This is a genomic window from Nitrospirillum guaranorum, from assembly GCF_034653275.1.
GTDB lineage: Bacteria > Pseudomonadota > Alphaproteobacteria > Azospirillales > Azospirillaceae > Nitrospirillum.
Genome location: NZ_JAYEES010000002.1, coordinates 497,127 through 515,594, shown reverse-complemented (window position 1 = coordinate 515,594; position 18,468 = coordinate 497,127). Strand labels below are relative to the sequence as shown.

The 18,468-nt window shown below is 70.0% G+C and carries 13 protein-coding genes; 5 read left to right on the top strand and 8 right to left on the bottom strand.

Features of this window, described 5'->3' with window-relative positions:
* Positions 1-5: 5 nt before the first annotated feature.
* The 5 genes from UAJ10_RS07905 to UAJ10_RS07885 all read right to left on the bottom strand — a co-directional run bounded on the left by UAJ10_RS07905 (position 6) and on the right by UAJ10_RS07885 (position 10,706).
* Positions 6-2,333, bottom strand: coding sequence for a sulfotransferase (locus UAJ10_RS07905; RefSeq protein WP_322914840.1), 2,328 nt, complete (start codon positions 2,331-2,333; stop codon positions 6-8).
* Between the two features lie 40 nt (positions 2,334-2,373).
* Positions 2,374-2,988 (bottom strand): invasion associated locus B family protein, encoded by a 615-nt coding sequence (locus UAJ10_RS07900; RefSeq protein WP_322914839.1) that lies wholly within the window; start codon positions 2,986-2,988, stop codon positions 2,374-2,376.
* 364 nt (positions 2,989-3,352) lie between these two features.
* Positions 3,353-8,845, bottom strand: a complete 5,493-nt coding sequence (locus UAJ10_RS07895; RefSeq protein ID WP_322914838.1) for a hypothetical protein — start codon at positions 8,843-8,845, stop codon at positions 3,353-3,355.
* A gap of 59 nt (positions 8,846-8,904) precedes the next feature.
* Positions 8,905-9,957, bottom strand: coding sequence for a hypothetical protein (locus tag UAJ10_RS07890; RefSeq protein WP_322914837.1), 1,053 nt, complete (start codon positions 9,955-9,957; stop codon positions 8,905-8,907).
* Positions 9,958-10,160: 203 nt separating this feature from the next.
* Positions 10,161-10,706 carry a cysteine hydrolase family protein gene (locus UAJ10_RS07885; protein ID WP_322914836.1) on the bottom strand — a complete coding sequence of 182 codons (546 nt, stop codon included), beginning with the start codon at positions 10,704-10,706 and terminating at the stop codon, positions 10,161-10,163.
* 277 nt (positions 10,707-10,983) lie between these two features.
* Between UAJ10_RS07885 and UAJ10_RS07880 the strand changes: the two genes are divergently transcribed.
* On the top strand, positions 10,984-11,613 hold the full coding sequence (locus tag UAJ10_RS07880) for a hypothetical protein (RefSeq protein ID WP_322914835.1): 630 nt from the start codon (positions 10,984-10,986) through the stop codon (positions 11,611-11,613).
* A gap of 6 nt (positions 11,614-11,619) precedes the next feature.
* Here UAJ10_RS07880 and pdxR read toward each other — a convergent pair whose 3' ends face one another.
* The gene (pdxR, locus tag UAJ10_RS07875) at positions 11,620-13,053 is read right to left on the bottom strand and encodes a MocR-like pyridoxine biosynthesis transcription factor PdxR (RefSeq protein WP_322914834.1); all 1,434 of its coding nucleotides are present in this window, start codon (positions 13,051-13,053) and stop codon (positions 11,620-11,622) included.
* A 124-nt stretch (positions 13,054-13,177) separates the two neighbouring features.
* Between pdxR and UAJ10_RS07870 the strand changes: the two genes are divergently transcribed.
* Positions 13,178-13,630, top strand: coding sequence for a carboxymuconolactone decarboxylase family protein (locus tag UAJ10_RS07870; RefSeq protein WP_322914833.1), 453 nt, complete (start codon positions 13,178-13,180; stop codon positions 13,628-13,630).
* A gap of 214 nt (positions 13,631-13,844) precedes the next feature.
* Complete coding sequence (locus tag UAJ10_RS07865; RefSeq protein ID WP_322914832.1) at positions 13,845-14,267, top strand: organic hydroperoxide resistance protein; 423 nt, start codon at positions 13,845-13,847, stop codon at positions 14,265-14,267.
* 23 nt (positions 14,268-14,290) lie between these two features.
* On the opposite strand, the gene UAJ10_RS07860 is transcribed toward UAJ10_RS07865, so the two are convergent.
* The gene (locus tag UAJ10_RS07860) at positions 14,291-15,214 is read right to left on the bottom strand and encodes a LysR family transcriptional regulator (protein ID WP_322914831.1); all 924 of its coding nucleotides are present in this window, start codon (positions 15,212-15,214) and stop codon (positions 14,291-14,293) included.
* 243 nt (positions 15,215-15,457) lie between these two features.
* Between UAJ10_RS07860 and UAJ10_RS07855 the strand changes: the two genes are divergently transcribed.
* A complete protein-coding gene (locus UAJ10_RS07855; protein WP_322914830.1) occupies positions 15,458-15,991 on the top strand; it encodes a hypothetical protein in 534 nt (177 codons plus the stop codon).
* A 194-nt stretch (positions 15,992-16,185) separates the two neighbouring features.
* The gene (locus UAJ10_RS07850; RefSeq protein WP_322914829.1) at positions 16,186-16,560 is read left to right on the top strand and encodes a group III truncated hemoglobin; all 375 of its coding nucleotides are present in this window, start codon (positions 16,186-16,188) and stop codon (positions 16,558-16,560) included.
* Positions 16,561-16,808: 248 nt separating this feature from the next.
* Here UAJ10_RS07850 and UAJ10_RS07845 read toward each other — a convergent pair whose 3' ends face one another.
* Positions 16,809-18,401 (bottom strand): DHA2 family efflux MFS transporter permease subunit, encoded by a 1,593-nt coding sequence (locus UAJ10_RS07845; RefSeq protein WP_322914828.1) that lies wholly within the window; start codon positions 18,399-18,401, stop codon positions 16,809-16,811.
* Between the last annotated feature and the right edge of the window lie 67 nt (positions 18,402-18,468).

Sequence of the window (18,468 nt, the reverse complement as noted above, 5' to 3'; positions counted from 1 at the left end):
CCCTGTCAGCTGGCGGCCGGCTTGCGGCGGCTGCGCGCCGGCTTCGCCGCGTCCTCGGCGGCAGCAGGGGCGGGCGCCGGTTCAGCGGCCGGCGCGGCGGCCTTGGCCTTCTTGGGCGCCGCCTTGGCTTTAGCTTCGGGCGCCTCGGCCACCGGCTCAGGCGCCTTTTCGGCCTTGGGCTCCGCCTTCTTCGCGGCGGGCTTCTTGGCGGGCGCGGCGGCCGGAGTGTCGACCGGGGCGTCCGGAGCGTTGGGGTCGACGCCCAGCGCCGTCAGCAGCGGCGTCAGCTGGGCCGCGAACGGCCTCCAGCGGCCCATGCTGCTGCGGAAGATGGGCTGGCGCACCTGGTTCAGGCTGGCGGTGCGGATGGTGCGCCGGGTCTTGTGGAAGTCCAGGACGGCGGGGTCCCAGGTCAGGCCGATGGCCTCGATCAGGCGGCGGGACTGGCCTTCCTGGTCGTCCACCACGTCCTCGTACCGCACCTCGATGAAGCGGTCGGCGGGCAGCACGGCGCGCCAATGGTCCATCAGCCGTTCGTAGGCGCGGTAGAACTGCCCCAGCTCCGCCAGGTCGTAGGTGAACAGCTGTTCACGCGTGAACAGCTTGGTGTAGCAGGACAGGCAGGTGTCCACCGGGTCACGGCGCACATGGATGATGCGGGCGTCCGGCAGGGCCAGGTTGACCAGGCCGGCGAACAGGAAGTTGGACGGCATCTTGTCCACGACCTTGCGGCGGCCGCCGGCCAGGGGACGGATGAAGTCCAGATAGCGCTGGCCCAGGCCGCCCGTGATCTCCGGCGTCAGGTGGCCGGCGATCTGGGGATAGGGGCCCAGCTGGTTCACCAGGTTGTTGAAGGCCGACAGCTCGCCGGCGGCGGCCACCTGGGGATGGCTGGCCAGGATCTGCTCGATCAGGGTGGTGCCGGAGCGGGGCATGCCCAGCACGAACACCGCCTGGTCGCTGCCCTGGGTCGCGGCCTTGGGCCCCTCGAACTTGGCGGCCGGGAAGGACGTCGCGATGTCGGCCATCCAGCGGCTGGTGGCGGCGGCGTCATAGGCGAAGGTCGCGCGCTTCTGGCGGTTGCCCTCGTTCAGGTAGCCGAAGGCGCGGTCGGCGTCGCCGATGTCCATCCACGCCTTGCCCAGGGCGAAGTTCAGGGCGGTGCGGTCGGTCTGCGACTGCACGGGGTCGGGACCGTACAGCAGCGCTTCCATCTTGGTGACGGCCGGATCGCCGGCCTGGAAGCGGTGCAGGTCCGACATGTTGAACCACGCGGAGGCGGAGCGCGGGAACTGCGCCACCACCTGTTCGAAGGCGGCCTTGGCCTCGGCCTTGTCGCCGCGCTCCATCAGCAGGACGCCGCGGTTGATCAGCGCCTTTTCCGGAGCGAAGCCCAGGGTCTTGGACGCGCGGTCGAAAGCGGCCAGCGCCTCGTCATGCTGGCCCAGGGCCTGCAGCACCTCGCCCAGGACATTCTGCGCCTCGCCATTGTCGGCCTGGGAGGCCACGGCGCGGCGGGCGTCGGCCAACGCCTCCTCCAGCCGCTCCAGGTGGCGCAGGGCCGTGGCGCGCACGGTCAGGGCGCCGGCATGCAGGGGGGCGTAGCTCAGCAGCGCGTCGATCCAGCGCAGCGCGTCCTCGTTGCGGTTGCGGCCCAGTTCCACCGCCGCCGCGTTGATGTAGGCGTCCGACAGGCGCGGGTTCAGGTCGATGGCCTTGCGCGCCGCGGCCAGGGCGTCGTCCGGGCGGCCCAGGTCGTTCAGCAGGTTGGCCAGGTTGCTCTGCGCCTCGGCATAGGCCGGGGCCAGGTTCAGGGCGTATTCGTACCGCTGGCGGGCCTGGTCCAGCCGGCCCATGCGCTTCAGCGTGTTGCCCAGGTTGTTGTGCGCCTCGGCATAGTTGGGCTGCAGCGCCACCACCCGTTCCAGGCAGGTCAGGCTGTCTTCCAGCTTGCCGGCTTCCTGCAGGATGATGCCCAGGTTGTTCCAGCCGGCCACCAGGGCGTTGTCCATGGTGACGGCGCGGCGGGCGGCCACCTCGGCCTCGGCCAGCAGGCCGCGCTGGCGCAACATCTCACCCAGGTTGCTGAGGTAGACGGCCGGCACCCGCGGCGCCTGGCAGGCGCGGCGCAGGTGGTCGATGGCCAGGTCCAGGTTGCCGTAGGCGTGCGCCATGAGGCCCATCAGGTGCAAGGCGTCCGACTGCCCCGGCCACAGTGCCAGCACGTGCTGGCACAAACGTTCCGCCTGGTCGACCTGGCCGGCGTTCCAATGGGCGTGGGCCTGGCCCAGCGCCTGCTCAACGGTCATGGTGGTCTGCTGTTGGGTGCTCATGGCTCGCGCGCTTATTCTGGAATGGGTCAGGGCGGATGGCTTACGGGGTGCGCTTGGGCGGCGCCGGCAGGGCCTTCAGCGCCGCGGCCAGGCCGCTCAGCTGCACCGGGATGTCGACGGCGGCCTTGTCGCCATTGATATAGCGGACCGCCAGGACTTTGCCGCCGGTGAAATGGTCCAGCACCTTGCCGTCCTCAAGGTCGGCGGCGGCGACGCACCCGCCTTGCTGGCAGGCATCGAAAGGCAGGGTCAGCGGCTTGTCCTGGTCCACCACCAGGGTGACGCCCGGCTGAAGCAGCACGCCCAAAGGTGTGGCCAGGATCAGGCGCGGCTTGCCGTCGGGGCCGAGATAGCCCACGCGGACATGCAGCATCATGACGTTCTGCGGCGTGGCGATGGCGAACTGCTCGACATAGCAAATCTCGGCGCCGGCATCGGTCTTGGCGCAGCTCTTGGACCACAGCGGACCCGGCGCCTTGGTGACTTCGGGGCCCTTGCCGGCGGTGGCAGGGGCGTTAGCCGGGGCGGGAACGGACGTCGCCGGCGGGGGAGTCTTCACCGGCTCCGCCGCCACGGTGGCGGTGGCCACCCCGGTGAACGCCGCCAACGCGCCGGCCGTCATCGCGACCAACGCCGCCCTCGCCACTATGCTCATCTCGGTACTCCGGCCCCTGCAAGTATGCGGTCTAACCGCTTATAGAATGAAATGGCGGCCTCCCGCCACGTCCTAACTATCGCCCGCAGCCTATACGGAAGGACGATAAGGGACTAACCAACAGGGCGATAACAAGGTCAAGCTCTCAAAAGCTTTTTCCGCGTCATTTGGCGGGCGGGCGGGGGTGCCGGCGGTAGACCCCGGGAAATCGCCCACTCACCTCTGATTAATTCTGATGAAAAATGACTGGCTGTCTGTAAAGAGCAAGCGGTTTTTCACACTTTCGCCAAATCTGTTCAAAATGACACCTGGGTAATTCGTTCATACTCCGGCTACACCCGCCGGAATGTCCCTCCCGGCGCCGTCAAAACGCCCAGGTGGCCCGCAGGACGCCGGCGTGCGTCTGATAATCCCGGCGGTATTCGCCGCTGTATTCCAGGCGCAGGCTGACACTATCGCCCTGGCGCAGGGTGGCGCCCACGCCGATGGCGACGCCGTCGGCGCTGACCTGGGCCGTGGTGCTGGCGAACGCCACGCCGGCCAGCACGCCGGTGGTGGCGACGGGACCGTTCAGGTAATCGTGCACCCAGGCCACACGCAGCTCCGGCACGAGGGCGCCCAGCGCCGTATCGACCCGGGTGGCCATCGTAGCCCCCAGTTCCTGGGTGATGTTGCTGGTCACCAGCGCGTCCACGGCCAGATCGGCCACGCCCGCGTCGTGTTCCTGGTACCCGTGGTTGGTCAGGCGCACGGCGCGCAGGCTGTATTGCGGCATCAGGGTGAAGGTTGCCGCCAGGGGCAGGTCATAGCCCACCGTCACCTTGCCCAGGTACTGCTCGCCCCCATAGTTGGCGTTGGCACGGGCGCCCAGGAAATCGATCCAACGGCGCTGGTCGTAATGGTTGTAGCCGAAGCTGACCTGGCCGGCGACGGACAGGCGCTGGTCCGCGATATCCGGCCGCCAGACACCGTAGGCCGTCAGCTGATAGCTGCCAGCCCGCGTCAGGCTGTTCGCCGACACCCCCTGCCCCACCGCCGCGCTGCTGAGCCAGCTGAAGGCCAGGCCGGCCATCACCTGGTCGTCGGCATACCAGTCCGCGCCCAGCACCAGGCCGGCGCTGCTGGCGCGATACCCGGCCGCATCCGCGCCATTGGCGCGCAGGGCGCCACCGCCCAGGATTTCCCCCCAAATGGCGCCTTGCTGGCCGTCGGAACCGGCAGCGGCGCCGGTGCCGGCCATCAGGCCGGCCACCGTCTGCTGGTGCTGGCTGATGGCGGTGGTGGTGGGTGCCGTCATGGACAGGGTCATCTGCGGTGTCGTCTGGTTGGGCGCCAGCTGCGCCACCGCCAGCCGTTGCGCCGCGGCCGACAAGCCGGACAGGGGGGTCAGCACCGCCGATTGGAAAGCCGTGGCCGCACCGCCGCCGCTGGCGGCGATGGCATCCAGCGCCGCGCCCGCCCCCATGGCCGCCCCACCCTGGGCCAGGCCTACCGCGGCATAGCGGGAACCGACCGGGGGCGTCGGGGTGGCCGTGCCGCCACCGGTGCCCGTCCCACCCGTGTTCCCCGTGCCGCCCGTGTTGCCCGTGCCGCCGTCCGTTCCCCCGGTGCCGGTGCCGCCCGAACCGCCGGTGTCGGTCCCGCCGCCGGTCGATCCGCCGGTTGAGCCCCCCGTGGTTCCGCCACCCGTATTCCCACCACTGGTATTTCCGCCGCCGGTATTTCCACCCGTATTGCCGCCCGTCGTGCCGGTGCTGCCGGCGTTCAGGGTCAGCACCAGCTGGGTGTGGCCGCCGCTTGTCACGGTGGAACTGGTCACCGTGTAGCCGGCGGCCGTGAGGGCCAAGGCGCCGGTGCTGAGCCCGCCACCCGCCGACACGATGGTGTAGCTGCCGGCCGTCAGCGCCCCGCCGGCCGTGGGCTTCAGCGTCACCGAGCCACCCGCCAGGCTGGCGCTGCCGCTGATCACCAGGCTGCCATAGCTGCTGGTGGAGGCGATTCCGATCACCAGGCTGCCACCGGTCTGGCTGTAGCTGCCGGTGATGTTGATGGCGCTGTTGACCAGCAAGGTGGCGCCGCTGTTGATCACACCGTGCGTGCCCACGTCCAGATGGTCGTTCAGCAATAGCGTGCCGGAGATGAAGCGCACATCGGCCAGGCGGCTGGTGATGGACCCCAGCCGCCCGCCGGCGCCCGTCAGCGTGCCGGGGGCATCATCCGTGCCCCCGCTGATCACCAGGGGGTTGGCGGACTGGTTCAGGATGTCGCCGGCGATGACGCCGCTGTTGGCCAAGGTGCCCAGGACGCCACTGGCCGCGATGTACAGCGCCGTGGCGCCGCCGGCGGTGTTGGTGAGCGTTCCGGAAATGTCGAGCTTGTCCAGACCGCCGCCGACATAGTCGTTGCCGGCCACGGCCAGCAGATCGGTACCGCTGACGGCACCCGTGGCCCATAGGCCGGAAACGCCGCTGGTGACAGTGGCGCCCGCGTAGCTGGACCCGACCCCGCCGTGGATCAGGGTGACGCTGTCGCCCACCTGGTAGTTGCCGCCGGCGCCCACCCCGGCCGAAACCACGCCGCCCATCACACGGGCCGCGTCGCTGACGCTCAGCACGTGGCCGGCGGCGACCAGGGTGCCCGCCGTCTGGATGTAGGCGCCGGTGATGGCCACATCGCGGGACAGGGCGATGCTCGCGCCGCCGCCGGTCACCGTGTGGCCGGTGGCGTCGATGGCGTCGCCCAGGCTGAGGTCGCCGGCGGCGAAGACCAGGTTGCTGAGGCTGTTGTGGATGACGCCGCCGGCGAGCGTGCCCACCGTGCCGCCGCTGCCGCCCGTCACCACCAAGTCGTTGGCACTGGCGTTCACCACATCGCCCAGTATGGCGCCGGTGTTCGCCAGGGTGCCCAGGCTGCCGGCCGGCGTTATCATCACCGCCGTGGCGGCCGACAGCACGGCGCTGTTGGTCAGGGTGCCCAGCGTGCCGCCGATATAGTCGCTGACCAGCGTCAGCACCAGGTCGGTCGCGGCCCCGCTGGTGGTCGTGCCCAGGGTGGCGGTGAAGCCGCTGGCGGCGGCGGTCAGGCCCGTGGCGGTCAGGCTGCCGCCCGCCACGATGGTATAGCTGTCGCCCGCCAGCAGGTTGGAACCGGCCAGGGCCGCCACGGCCACGGTGCCGCCCGTCAGGCTGGCCGCCCCGCTGACGACCAGTCCACCCGTGGAGGCCCCGCCGATGCCCGCCGCCAAGGTGCCCCCCGTCTGGGCATAGTTGCCGGTGACGCTGACGACGCTGGTCAGCAGCACCGACGCCCCGCTGTTGACCAGCGTGTGCCCGGTCACGTCCACGGTGTCGTTCAGCAGCAGGCTGCCGGACGACAGCACCACGTCGGCGCCGGTGCTGACGATGGCCCCTTGGGCGCCGCCCAGCCCCGTCAGGGTGCCCATGGCGCCACCGCCGCCACCACTGATGCTGAGCGCGGTGGGGGCGGCGTTGACGATCCGCCCCGCGATCACGCCGCTGTTGCCAACGGCGCCGATGCTGCCGCTGGTGTACAGGGCGGTCGCCCCGGTGATCAGGCCGCTGTTGGTCACGGTGCCGATGGTGCCGGCGTTGTAAAGGCCGCGCGTCACGCCGCTGAGGGTGCCCTGGTTGCTGAGCAGACCCATGGTGCCGAGGTTGGCGACGGCCGCCACGGTGCCCACCAGGGCCCCGGTGTTGCCGGCCGTGCCCACGCTGCCCGTGGCCGCGATGTGGATAGCCGTGCCGGCCGTGACCACGCCGCTGTTCTCCAGCGCCGGCAGGGCGCCGCCGACATAGTCGTTGGCGGCAGTGACCACCAGGTCCACCCGCCCGCCGATGGTCATCGCCACCGCCGCCGCCGCCAGGCCGGGGACGCCGGCATCCACCGCCACGCCGCCATAGCGCGAGGCCGTGCCACCCGCGACCAAGGTGCCCGCCACCTCTCCCGCCATCCGGTTGGCGGTGGCGGACAGGTTGGCGGTCACCGTGCCGCCCGTCAGTTGCGCCGCCTCCGTCACCACCAGCGTGTTGGCGCCCAGCGCCAGGGTGCCACCGGTCTGGCTGTAGTTGCCGGTGATGGTCAGCGCGCCGCCCAGCGCCACGGTGGCGCCGGTGTTGGCCACCGTGTGCCCGGCGGCATCGATGGCGTCGTTCAGCAGCAGGGCGCCGCCGGCCAGGACCACGTCGCCGCCGCTGCGCAGCAGTCCCGGGCCACCCGCTGGGCCGGTCAGCGTGCCGACGGCGCCCCCGAGGCCGCCGGCGATGGTCAGGGCATGGGCGGTGGCGTTGACGATGGTGCCGGCGATCACCCCGCTGTTGAGCAGGGTGTCCAGCGTGCCGGCCCCGTAGATCGCATAGGCCGTCCCCTGCAGGGTGCCGCTGTTGTTCAGGGTGCCCAGGCTGCCGGTCGCCGCGATGTGGACGGCCGTGACGGCCGTGATCACACCGCCATTCTCCAGCGCCGGCCGGGTGCCGCCGACATAATCGTTGGTGGCCGTGACCACCAGGTCCACCCGCCCGCCGATGGTCATCGCCACCGCCGCCGCCGACAGGCCGGGGACGCCGACATCCACCGCCACGCCGCCATAGCGCGAGGCCGTGCCACCCGCGATCAAGGTGCCCGCCACCTCTCCCGCCATCCGGTTGGCGGTGGCGGACAGGTTGGCGGTCACCGTGCCGCCCGTCAGTTGCGCCGCCTCCGTCACCACCAGCGTGTTGGCGCCCAGCGCCAGGGTGCCACCGGTCTGGCTGTAGTTGCCGGTGATGGTCAGCGCGCCGCCCAGCGCCACGGTGGCGCCGGTGTTGGCCACCGTGTGCCCGGCGGCATCGATGGCGTCGTTCAGCAGCAGGGCGCCGCCGGCCAGGACCACGTCGCCGCCGCTGCGCAGCAGTCCCGGGCCCCCCGCCGGGCCGGTCAGCGTGCCGACGGCGCCCCCGAGGCCGCCGGCGATGGTCAAGGCATGGGCGGTGGCGTTGACGATGATGCCGGCGATCACCCCGCTGTTGACCAGGGTGTCCAGCGTGCCGGCCCCGTAGATCGCATAGGCCATCCCCTGCAGGGTGCCGCTGTTGTTCAGGGTGCCCAGGCTGCCGGTCGCCGCGATATGGACGGCCGTGACGGCCGCAAGCGCGGCGGTATTGGCCAGGGAGCCCTGGGCGTCGCCGACGTAGTCGTTGGCCGCCAGCGCCAGCAGGTCGGCGCCGCCGGCCTGGCCCTGGCCGGTTTGGCCCCGCAGGGCCAGGCCGGTCACGCCACTGGTCACCGTGACGCCGGCGTAGCTGGAGCCGGCGCCACCCTGGACCAGGGTGCCCACGGTGGCGCCCGCCAGGTAGGTGGCCACCGCCGTGGGCGAGGTCATGACCGTGCCGCCGCTGATCAGGGCGGCACCGCCGACCACCAGCCGGGCGGTGGCGGTGGCTAGATCCAGCCCGCCTTGCGCCTGGGCATAGGCGCCGGTGACGCTGACCACCGTGTCCAGCACCACGGCGGCGCCGGCGTTCACCAGGGTGTGGCCGCCGACATCCACGCCGTCGTTCAGCAACAGGCGCCCGCCGCCCAGCACCAGGTTGGCCAGCGCGCTGGACACGGTGGCCTGGCCGCCGTTGGTGCCGGTGTAGGTGCCCAGGACGGAACCGCCCGCCAGCGTCAGGGCATCCGTCGACAGGTTCACGAGGTTGCCGATGATGGTGCCCTGGTTGACCACGCCGGCCAGGGTGGCGCCGCTGTTCAGCCGCAGGGCGGTAGGGCCGACGATGGTGCCGCTGTTGGCGATGGTGCCCGTGGTGCCCGACAGATCCAGCGCGAAACCCGTGCCGCTGATCAGCCCGCTGTTGGTCACCTGGCCCAGGCTGGCGGCGTTGGCGATGGCCTTGTAGCCGCTGAGGGTGCCGCTGTTGTTCAGCTGGGCCAGGGTTCCCTGGCCGTTGTAGATCGCCTCCCCCGGCTGCTGGTCAGGGTGCCGCTGTTGCTGAGCGTGCCCACGGTGCCGGCGTTGACCAGGCCGTCGCTGCGGCCGATGATGGTGCCCCGATTGATGACGCTGTCCAGCGTGCCGGAATTGTCCAGGCCGGTGAGCAGGGCATTGATGGTGGCGCCGTTGTCCACCGTGCCGATCCAGCCCCGGTTCAGCAGCCCCGCCGCGGTGCCGCCGCTGAGCGCGCCGGTGTTGACCAGCGTGGCGATGCTGCCGTCGTTCCACAGGCCGGCCTGGCCGGCGATCAAACCGCTGTTGCTGAGCAGGCCCACGCCGCCCAAGGTGCGGATGTACAGGGCGGTGCTGGCGGCGTTGATGATGCCGCCGTTGTCCAGCCGGCCGATCGTCCCCTGGTTCATCAGGGCGATGACCGGCCCCTCGATGGTGCCGGTGTTGCCCAGGCTGCCCATGGTGCCGACGTTGACCACGCCACCGGAAAAGCCGCTGATCAGCCCGCCGTTGAGGACGGTGCCGATGCTGCCGCTATTCAAAAGCGCGTGCCGACCGAAACCGATGCCGTCGCCGATGCGGCCTTGGTTCACCAGGGTGCCGATGCTGCCGCCGTTATAGAACGCCGTGGAATTCGCGCTGAGACCGCCGCTGGCGGTGATGCTGAAGCTGGCGATGGTTCCGTCATTGCGCACCGCCATGCCCGATGCCTGGATCGTGCCGCTGTCGACCATTCCGCCGATGCCGCCCTGGTTCAGCACGCCAACGGTGCCGGTCAGCGTGCCGTCATTGGTCAGGGTGGCGATGGCGCCGGTGTTGGCGATGCCAGCGACCGTGCCGCCCGCCACGGTAGCCGTGCCGGCGATCAGCAGCCCCCCCAGCGTGCCGGCGTTGGCATAGCCGATGGTGGCCCCGGTGAGCGTGACATCCTGCGCCCGCGCCGATCCCGCCACCAGCGCGACACCCACCGCCAGCCAGGAGGACCCGCCCTTCAGCAGCCCCGCCGCCGCGCCCGAATGAAGCCCCATATGGCCCTCCCCGCCCTGATCTTGGCGCGCCCTTGAGCGGGCGCCGCCCCTTTCAAGCGTGCCGGGGTTGGCCTTGGCCTGTGATCAAACGGTGATCAGCGGGCACGGAAAGGAGGGGGTTCAACAAACCCGCGTCTTTTCCATCACTTGCCCCTACCTGGGTATTTTGGAGAGCGACAGATGGGCAGGCTCAAAACCCCCTGTCAAAACCCCACAGCCGCCGCCGCCATGACCTGGGCGAAGGGGCCGGCCAGCGTCAGGTTGTGGTGGTGGATGATGGCGCCCGCGGCCAGGGCCGGCGTGTCGATCGTCGTGTGGGCGTCGCCGGCCAGCACGGCCTCGAAGCCCAGGTCGCGGGCGGCGCGGCAGGAGGCGTCGACGCAATATTCCGTCTTCATGCCCGACAGCACCACACGGCCGATGCCATGGTCGCGCAGCAGGGCCGCCAGCTCCGTGCCGGCGAAGACGCTCGGCCGTGACTTGCGCACCACCAGGTCGCCGGCCTGGGGCGCCAGCTGTTCCACCAGCTGCCAATCGGCGGAGCCCGGGGCGGCGCGCGACCCCTCCGGGCCGTCGTGCTGGACCAGGACCACCATGCCGCCGGCCTTGCGGGCGCGATCGGCCATGTCCTGGATACGCACGACCACGCCGGCGCCGCCATGGGGCGGCACGGGGCCATGCACCAGTCCCACCTGCATGTCGAGGACGATGAGGGCGGAGGAGGAACGACGGGGGTGTTGGGGTCTCATGACGGGGCTCCGTTCGGGTCTTGGAACGGAGGCGCCGCTGGCCATCTCCCCCGTCCCGTTAGGGCGGGGGTTGCGGAACGACCTGGCTTTACGCCGACAAGCCCATCCCGCACCGCCCGCCGATGGCGGTGGTGGTGATGGTTTTGGTGGCCAGGGCGGCCACGAGGATGGTGGACAGGGCGTTCATGACCCGCACCATGCCGGGCTCGGGGGAGGGGCGTCAAGCGTCTTCGTGACGGACACGTCCAGCCGTGATTACATGGACCTGGGAGACATCATGGCCGACTACTATCGGAATGCTCGCGCCTTTCTGCGGGCAGACCTGCATCCTAAGGGCTATCGCGACGCCCAGCACGGCGACGGCTTGCACAAGACCATCGCGAAGGGCGTCCGCGTCACCGCCTTGCTGGGCGGATTGTGGCATCGGTTGAGCTGCACGTCCGGCCTGCGCTTCGACGTCCTGAATAAGACCCTGCTCCGGGCGGCGTCGGATGCCGGCTGGCCCGATGATCACATGAGCATGTTCCGGCTATGGCTCTGGGGCCTGTTCTGGGAGGACGAGCGCCATTTTTATCTTGCGGCGGGGGATATGGATGCCAATTCGCCTCGCGGCGTCATCGCCACCCGGGAAGAGATCAGGGACCATTTACTGGCCGAAGAAACCCGGCTGTCCGTCTTGACAGACCTGGAAGCCGCCCTCGCTTACGTCTGCGACGGGCGTCTTTTCCGCCATCTGGGAACCTACATGGTTCCGGCCGCAGCCAAGGTGACCCACAACAGGGAATTATGGGATTGGAGCGTTTCGCATTTCTCCGCTGTGGTCGCGGCAGAGAATGAGAAGAAGCTGCCCATCAACCGCAGGGATTTTGATGGCCTGATCCGCGCGATTGACGCGCTGCCGCTGTAGTGCCCCTCACCCGAAGCGTGCCACCAGGTCCGCCAGCCGTCCGCAGTCGGCGGCCAGGGTGCGGTCGTTCAGGTTGGTGACGCCCAGCAGCAGGCCGGCCTGGTGGTTGCCCTCGGCCACGTACCACGGCGACAGCGGCACCGGCGCCATGCCGAAGGCCAGGGCCTGGTTGGCGATGGCCGTGTCCCGGGTGCCGGGGGGCAGCGACACCACCACCGACAGACCGGCCGTGGCCCGCACCGGCAGCAGGCCGTCCAGGGCCCGCAGCAGCGTGGCCCGCCGGGCGGCGTACAGCCGCTTCATGCGCCGCAGGTGGCGCAGGTAGTGCCCCTCGGCCAGGAAGGCGGCGACGGCCCGCTGCACCGGGGCCGCCGGCGCCGGCGACAGGCAGGCGGCCACGTCGCCGAAATGGCCGGCCAGGGATGCCGGCACCACCAGGAAACCCAGGCGCAGGGCCGGGCTGATGGTCTTGCTGAAGGTGCCGGCGTGCAGCACGCGGGCATTACCCCCGGCGGCCCCCCCGGCCGCATGGTCCACCGCCGCCAGGGCGGGCGCCGCCCGGCCCGCCAGCTGCAGCTCGCTCAGATAATCATCCTCCAGCACCCAGGCCCCGGTATGGCGGGCCCAGTCCAGCAGGGCAACGCGGCGGGCCAGCGACAGCGTCATGCCCAGGGGCGCCTGCTGCCCCGGCGTCACCACCGCCAGGGCGGCATCACCGGCAGCCACCACCCCGGCGGCCACGTCCAGCCCCTCGGCGTCCACCGGCACGGGCACGGGCCGCATCCCGGCCAACGACAGGGCCGTGCGGGTCAGCGGAAAGCCCGGCTCCTCCATCCACGCCGCCCTGCCCTCCAGCCCCAGGGCGCGGACGGCAAGGTTGAGGGCCCCGGCATAGCCGTTGGTCACCAGCACCTGGGCCGGCGCGCATTGGATGCCGCGGGCGATCGCGAGGTAGGCGGCCATCGCGTGCCTCAATTCGGGATGGCCGCGCGGGTCGGGATAGCCCACCGGCGCCTGGGCGGCCGTGCGGGCCGCCCGCGCCAGGACGCGGGACCACTGCGTGTAGGGGAAGGCGTCCTGCGCCGGCACCCCCATCTGGAAGGTCAGGGGCGTGCCCTCGAAATCATGGAAGAACGCCGCCATGGGCAGCGTCTCCGCCGGCGGCGGCACCGGCGCCAGGTCGGGCACCGGCCAGCGCGCCACCCGGGTGCCGGCCGCCCCCATGCCCACCACCAGTTGCTCGTCCATCAGCCGCTCATACGCCACCCGCACGGTGCCGCGCGCGACACCCAGCTGGGCCGCCAGGTCGCGCCACGACGGCAGGCGGGCGCCGGCGGCCAGCCGGCCGCCCAGGATGGCCTGGCGCAGGGCGCCGTGGATCTGGGCCGCCAGCGGGGTCGCCGCCGCCCGGTCCAGGACGATGGAAAGGTCGGTGTCCATGGACCATCATGGTACAGTCTTTTTGATCATTCTTGGTGCTGTTTCCTGGTCCATGCGGGGCGCATCTTCTGGTCATCGGCCTCGCGCCACCTAGAACAGACAGACAGCGATAAGGATACGGATCATGACCCCGCGCCTGGACTACGCCAACGCCTCCCCCGCCGGCATGAAGGCCCTGGGCGGTGTCTACGGCTACATCACCCAGAGCGGCCTGCCCGGCCAGCTGGTGAACCTGGTCTACCTGCGCGTCTCGCAGATCAACGGCTGCGCCTACTGCATCGACATGCATTCCCGCGACCTGCTGAAGGACGGGCTGGACGTGGAAAAGCTGGTGCTGGTCCCGGCCTGGCATGAGGCGGGCGCCCTGTTCACGGCGCGGGAGCAGGCGGCCCTGCGCTGGGCCGAGACGGTGACCCGCGTGGCCGAGACCGCCGTGCCGGACGCGGAGTTCCAGGCCGCCCGCGCGCAGTTCAGCGACAAGGAACTGGCCGATCTGACCATCGCCATCGGCCTGATGAACGCCTACAACCGCATGGCCATCAGCTTCCGCGCCGTGCCGGCCGCCGCCAAGGTTTGAGCGACCCGTTCAGGCCGACAGCCGGAGGGTGTCGCGCCCTCCGGCTGTTGCCGATTTTGACTCAATGCCTGGGGGATGAATAGCAATCAGTCCAGGTATTGGTTCGCTTTCGTCAACAGTGATGTGGGTACTGGGCGATAGTCCGGGCCGGATGCCGGCGCTATTGAAAGGGATGGGGCCTTGTCGCCCCGGTCCCATCCGGAGTCCGCCGCCCATGAAGACCCTGTACCAGACCCGCGCCATCGCCACCGGCGGTCGCACCGGCACGGTGCGGACGGCGGACGGCGGCCTGGACATGACCCTGGCGGCCCCGCGCGAGCTGGGCGGCAAGGGCGGCGACGGCAACACGCCGGAGCAGCTGTTCGCCGCCGGCTATGCCGCCTGTTTCCTGGGCGCGTTGAAGTCCGTCGCCGCCGGCCGCAAGGTCAAGCTGGCGGAGGACAGCACCGTCAGCGCGGAGGTCGGCATCGGCAAGCGCGACGACGGCCAGGGCTATGGCCTGGACGTGGCGCTGACCGTCAGCCTGCCGGGCGTGGACCCGGACGTGGCCAAGGACCTGGTGCGGCAGGCCCACGTCGCCTGCCCCTATTCCCATGCCACCCGCAACGGCCTGGACGTGCGGCTGGAGTTGTTCTGACGGGGCTGCGGCCGCGCCCGATCCTACACCTCCACCCCGCGTGCCCAGGGCATGGTCATGAAGCGCTGGCGCAGGAATTCGATCATCACGCGCACCCGCGCCGGTCGCACGCGGCGGGGCGGGGTCAGCATGTTGACGGGGATGGAGGGCACCGTCCAGTCGGCCAGGACCTCTTCCAGCCGGCCGTCCTCCAGCTCGCGCCAGACGAAGGATTCGGGCAGCACGGTGACGCCCAGGCCGGCCACCAGTGCCGGAACGGCGGCCAGGCCGTTGTTGACGTGGAAACGGCCCGCAACCGGCACGACCAGGCTGCCGTGTTCTGGATGCTGGAAGCGCCAATGGGCATGGTCGGGAACATGGGAGAACAGCAGCGCCTCGTGCCCCTCCAGATCCCGGGGATGGACCGGCCGGCCACGACGCTCGAAATAGGCGGGGGACGCCACGACGGGAAGCCGGAAGGAGAACAGCCGGCTGATCAGCAACGAGGAATCCGCCGCCGCCCCCACGCGCACCGCCAGGTCGTAGCCCTCAGCCACCATGTCGATGGCGTCGTCGGTCAGGTGCAGGTCGACGCCCACCTCGGGATACTTGGCGATGAAGTCCGGGATGACCGGCGCCAAGTGTTCCAGCCCAAAGGTGATTGTCACGGCGATCTTGACCGTGCCGCGCGGCGTCGCCGCCTCTTCCGAGATGTCTTCCTCGATGGCGGCACCGTCGCTGAGGATGCGGCTGGCCCGGACCAGGGCGGAGCGGCCGCTTTCCGTCAGGGACAGCTGGCGGGTGGTTCGGTGCAGCAGCGTGGTGCGCATCCGCTCCTCCAGCCGGGTGATGATCTTGGACACCGTGGTCTTGGACAGGCCCAGATCCTCGGCGGCGGCGGAGAACGACCCCCGCTCCACCACCTTGGCGAAGACGGCCCAGGCCTCGAAATCCGGCAAATGCGGCATCAGCTATCCCCAAACGGCAACAGTGCGTTCCCTGGAACGCATCAGTAGGGCCCAAAAGACCCTCCGCCCCCCACATTAGTCGCTTTTCTTCATCAATGAAGTGCCGGTGCGACGCCTTATCCGCGACGCCGCCCTGCAGTACACCTAAGCCATCAGCCCAGGGGACCACCCCCACCCACCTTCCTCTTCCAACGCCGCGTCGCGAATGCCGGGCATGTGCCCGGATAGCCGGAGGTTTGCCCGATGACCGCCCTTCACGCCCTGGCCATCCGCCCCCTGCTCTCCGCCCTGCCGGCGAACCTGCGGCCCTCCAACTTGCTGGTGAAATACCGCCTGTCCATGGGACTGGCGCTGGCCCATGAGGTGACGGCCCTGAGCCTCAGCCTGCATGCCGTTTCCTTCACCGCCAGCGAGGTGGCGCTGCGCGAGGTGAACCAGATGCTGGGCGCCGCCGTCCTGATGCTGGCTCTGGCCCGCCTGGCCCTGCGCCGCGCCGGTTCCACCCCCTTCCCCCTGCTGCAGGGCGTCACCCAGGCGCTGATGGTGCTGGTGCCCCTGTTCGGCGGCGGCGCCGCCCTGGGCTCGCTGGCTGAACTCGGCACCGTGCAGCATCCGCTGCGCATGGACGTGCCCGATTTCCTGATGTGGGCCGACCATCCCCGCCTGCTGCTGGCGGTCCTGCTGCAGCGCCTGCAGGTGGCGGCGGCCGCCGCCCTGCTGGTGCTGGTTCCCTGCCGGCTGGCCGGCGGGTGGGTGGCCGGGCGCAGCCGGGCCTGACCAGCCCCGTTCCCGGTCTTTTCGCACCAGGCGGCGGTCCCCGTTTCGGCGGGCTATATGGCCGGCAGGGTCTCATGCCGAGATCGCCGCGCGATGCGCCAACCGCATGCCCACGGCGCAAAACAAATATCCCTTTCGCACCTTTTGGGCGGCATAATAACATTCATTAAACATGCATGATTTGAGGCCGAGCGATGGATGAGCCGCTGATCGCCACCCTAGTCTCTCAATTCTACGCCCGGGTGCGCCGCGATCCCGATTTGGGCCCGGTGTTCAATCAGGCCATCCGCGACTGGGACCACCACCTGGAAACCCTGACCGCCTTCTGGTCGGCCCTGTTGCTGCCGCCCGAGCGGCACACGGCGGCGCGCTACAAGGGCAACCCCATGGCGGCGCACCTGAAGCATCTGGAGCGCCTGACCCCCGCCCTGTTCGACCGCTGGCTGGCCCTGTGGTCGGAGGCCACCGCCGACGTGCTGCCGCCGGACGCGGCGACCGACGCCCTGGCCAAGGCGGCCCGCATCGCCACCAGCCTGCAGTTGGGCCTGTTCTACCGCCCGGCCGCCTGATCCTTCCGTTCCCGTTTCTTCGGCCCCGCCCGAGGAAACTGATGGCGGCGATACCCCTTCCCGCCATCAGCGACTGGCCAGCCCCCTCCCCCGAGACCCCGCCCCTGGGCGAGAGCTTGGGGAGGGGCTTTTTTTCGCATGCGGCCAAACGTATATCCCGTCGACCTATCCGTGCTGGGATATGCGCTGTGGGACACCCCTGGTTTGGAGGCGGCCAGGGACGAGGCGCCTCGGCTTTCAACATCGTCTCAATGCGCCCCGGCCCCGCCGCCGCTGGTCTTCTTCATCATCAGGGCGGCCAGCAGGGCCAGCACCAGGGCACCGCCCATGAGGTGGAAGGCGTCGCCGTAGGCCAGCAGGAAGGATTGCAGCTTCACCGACTTGGCTATGGCCTGCACCGCCTGGCTCCAGGCGGCGTCGGGGTCGACCGTGCCCAGCGACGTGAACCGCTGCTGCAGATCCTGGATGCGCTGCGCCGTCGCCTCGCTGAAGCCCGTCACATGGGTAGTGATGACGGTGGAGTGGAACTGTTCCCGCTTGGTCAGGATGGTCTGCAGGCCGGCGATGCCGACCGAGCCGCCCAGGTTGCGCATCATGTTGAACAAGGCGGAGGCGGAGCCGGCGTTCTCCCGCTCGATGCCGCCGGTGGCCAGCGCCGACAGGGGCGTCATCACCAGGGACTGGCCCACGGCGCGGACCACGTTGGGCAGGACCAGCTGGTCGGCGGCGTAGTCCTTGGTCAGGTGGATGTTCAGGAAGCAGCTCGCGGCGAACAGGACGAAACCCACGCCCACCAGCAGGCGGGCATCGAACCGCTTCATCAGGAAGGGCACGAAGGGGATGATGAGCAACTGGGGAAAGCCGGTCCAGGCCAGCACCTCACCCACCTGTTCCGAGTTGTAGCCCTGCATCTGCGACAAATAGCTGGGCAGCAGGAAGACCGAGCCATAGAGCGCCATGCCCAGGATGATGTTGCTGACGCTGCCCAGGCCGAAATTGCGCCGGGTCAGCAGCCGCAGGTTCAGCAGCGGGTTGACCACCGTCAGCTCGATCCACAGGAAGGCGCCCAGCGACAGCACCGCCACCACCGACAGCTTCACGATGAAGGGGGAGCCGAACCAGTCGTCCTTGTTGCCTTCCTCCAGCACCGTCTGCAGGGCGGCCAGGCCGATGGCCAGGGTGGCGATGCCGGGCCAATCCCCCTTCTTCAGCAGCGGCAGCTTCATGGGGGCCGACGGCAAGGTGGGGAACAGGGCCGCCAGCATGACGGCGCCCGGCACCACGTTGACGTAGAAGATGTACTGCCAACCGTAGGTCTGGGTCAGGTAGCCGCCGATGGTGGGGCCGATGGCGGGCGCGAAGGTGGCGGATAGGGCAAACAGCGCCAAGCCTATGGGCTGCTTCGACCGGGGCAGCATGGTCAGGGTGATGGTGAAGGCCAGCGGGATCAGCACACCACCGAAAAAGCCCTGCAGGGCGCGCAGCAGGATCATCTGCTGCAGGTTGCCGGCGAAGGCGCAGGCCACCGACAGCGCCAGGAACAGGGCCGTGTTGGCGAGCAGGTAGCGGCGCAGCGAGAACACCGGCACCAGGAAGCCGGTCAGCGGGATGACCACGATCTCCGCCACCAGGTAGGAGGTGGAAATCCAGCCACCATCGTCAATGCCGGCGCCGATGGCCCCCTGGATGTCGGGTAGGGAGGCGTTGGTGATCTGGATGTTCAGCACCGCCATGAAGGCGCCGATCATCGACCCCACCACCGCGAGCCAGGTCTTGAAGCCGACCGGCGGTTCGGCGGCCGGGGTACCTGCGGCCGGAACAGGGCTGACTGCATTTGCCATGACCGTTACTCCGATTAGGACGCGCCCCTGTTTAGGAAAATGGGGGTCCGCCGGAAGCTTCCGGGGA

Bases quoted from the DNA above. Each gene is read 5' to 3' on its own strand.
- UAJ10_RS07900 (WP_322914839.1), bottom strand. From the start codon at position 2,988: ATGAGCATAGTGGCGAGGGCGGCGTTGGTCGCGATGACGGCCGGCGCG.
- UAJ10_RS07865 (WP_322914832.1), top strand. From the start codon at position 13,845: ATGAAGACCCTGTACCAGACCCGCGCCATCGCCACCGGCGGTCGCACC.
- UAJ10_RS07860 (WP_322914831.1), bottom strand. From the start codon at position 15,214: ATGCCGCATTTGCCGGATTTCGAGGCCTGGGCCGTCTTCGCCAAGGTG.
- pdxR (WP_322914834.1), bottom strand. From the start codon at position 13,053: ATGGACACCGACCTTTCCATCGTCCTGGACCGGGCGGCGGCGACCCCG.
- UAJ10_RS07880 (WP_322914835.1), top strand. From the start codon at position 10,984: ATGGCCGACTACTATCGGAATGCTCGCGCCTTTCTGCGGGCAGACCTG.
- UAJ10_RS07890 (WP_322914837.1), bottom strand. From the start codon at position 9,957: ATGGGGCTTCATTCGGGCGCGGCGGCGGGGCTGCTGAAGGGCGGGTCC.
- UAJ10_RS07870 (WP_322914833.1), top strand. From the start codon at position 13,178: ATGACCCCGCGCCTGGACTACGCCAACGCCTCCCCCGCCGGCATGAAG.
- UAJ10_RS07845 (WP_322914828.1), bottom strand. From the start codon at position 18,401: ATGGCAAATGCAGTCAGCCCTGTTCCGGCCGCAGGTACCCCGGCCGCC.
- UAJ10_RS07850 (WP_322914829.1), top strand. From the start codon at position 16,186: ATGGATGAGCCGCTGATCGCCACCCTAGTCTCTCAATTCTACGCCCGG.
- UAJ10_RS07855 (WP_322914830.1), top strand. From the start codon at position 15,458: ATGACCGCCCTTCACGCCCTGGCCATCCGCCCCCTGCTCTCCGCCCTG.
- UAJ10_RS07885 (WP_322914836.1), bottom strand. From the start codon at position 10,706: ATGAGACCCCAACACCCCCGTCGTTCCTCCTCCGCCCTCATCGTCCTC.
- UAJ10_RS07905 (WP_322914840.1), bottom strand. From the start codon at position 2,333: ATGAGCACCCAACAGCAGACCACCATGACCGTTGAGCAGGCGCTGGGC.